The sequence below is a fragment of the Bradyrhizobium sp. Rc2d genome (assembly GCF_900099855.1).
In the GTDB taxonomy this organism is placed as follows: Bacteria; Pseudomonadota; Alphaproteobacteria; order Rhizobiales; family Xanthobacteraceae; genus Bradyrhizobium.
Genome location: NZ_FNCU01000113.1, coordinates 1 through 1,447 on the forward strand (window position 1 = coordinate 1; position 1,447 = coordinate 1,447).

Below are 1,447 nucleotides of genomic sequence, written 5' to 3' on the forward strand. Positions count from 1 at the left end.
GGATCTGCGGCTACATGCAGCGGGCGCTGGAGCAGCTGGCAGAGGCGCTGGAGCATGCGCCGAGCACGCCGGTGCGCGAGCTGGACATCCTGCCACCTGACGAGCGGGCGTATCTGTTGGAGGAGCTGAACCGGACGGCGGTGACGTATCCTGAGCAGCAGTGCATCAATGAGCTGTTCGAGGCGCAGGTGCGCCAGGCGCCGGATGCGGTGGCGGTGGTCTATCAGGACCAGCGCGTCAGCTATGGCGAGCTCAATGCGCGCGCCAACCGCCTGGCCCATCATCTGATTGCAATTGGGGTGAAGCCGGACCAGCCGGTGGCGATCTGCGTTGCGCGCAGCATGGCGATGGTGGTCGGGCTGCTGGCGATCCTCAAGGCGGGGGGCGCCTATCTGCCGCTGGATCCGGCCTATCCGCCGGCGCGGCTGCACCAGGTGCTGGAGGATGCGGCGCCCCACCTGTTGCTGGCCGATGCGGCGGGACGATCGGCGCTGGGCGATGATGCGCTACGCGATCGGACGGTCGTGGACCTGGCGGCAGCGACGCCGGAATGGGCCAATCTGCCGGCGTCGGATCCGGACCCGCGTGCGCTCGGCCTGACCTCGCGCCATCTCGCCTATGTGATCTACACCTCCGGGTCCACCGGAACGCCCAAGGGGGCACAGAATGAGCATCGGGCTATCGTCAATCGCTTGATTTGGATGCAAAACGCCTATGGTCTCAAGGCAACTGATGTCGTGTTGCAGAAGACGCCATTTGGCTTCGATGTCTCGGCCTGGGAGTTCTTCTGGACCTTGCTTGAAGGGGCGACCCTGGTGCTGGCGCCTCCGGATGCGCACAGAGATCCCGCTGCATTGGTCGACTTGATCATCGGCGAGCGCATCACGACGGTTCACTTCGTGCCATCCATGCTGGTCAGTTTTATGGATGCGAAGAGTGTTGACCGCTGCACGTCGCTGCGGCGTGTTTTATGCAGCGGCGAGGCGCTTCCTGCCGCCAGTGTGCATAAGGTTCGGCGCCTCTTGCCTTGGACGGGCCTGCACAATCTGTACGGTCCGACCGAAGCTGCGATCGACGTGACAGCGTGGAGTTGTCCGGATGAGTTTGATGGCGCCATTGTCCCGATCGGCCGTCCGATCGCGAACACGCGGGTGTACCTGCTTGACGGTCACCGTGCGCCGGTTCCGTTTGGCGCGGTCGGGGAGCTCTACATTGGCGGGGCGGGGGTGGCGCGCGGCTATCTGAACCGTCCGGAGCTGACGGCGGAGCGGTTCATCGCCAGTCCCTTTGTCGAGGGCGATCGGCTGTACCGGAGCGGCGACCTTGCACGTTATCTGCCGGACGGCAATCTTGAGTTTTTGGGCCGCAACGACGACCAGGTGAAGATCCGCGGCTTCCGCATCGAGCCCGGCGAGATTGCGGCGCGGCTTTGCGAGCACCCGTTCGT

Annotated in this window: 1 protein-coding gene; it reads left to right on the top strand. The window is 64.8% G+C overall.

The window, feature by feature from the left end; translation table 11 throughout:
- Positions 1-1,447: non-ribosomal peptide synthetase (locus BLV07_RS45730; protein WP_143035760.1), on the top strand; the 1,447-nt coding region annotated here is incomplete at both ends.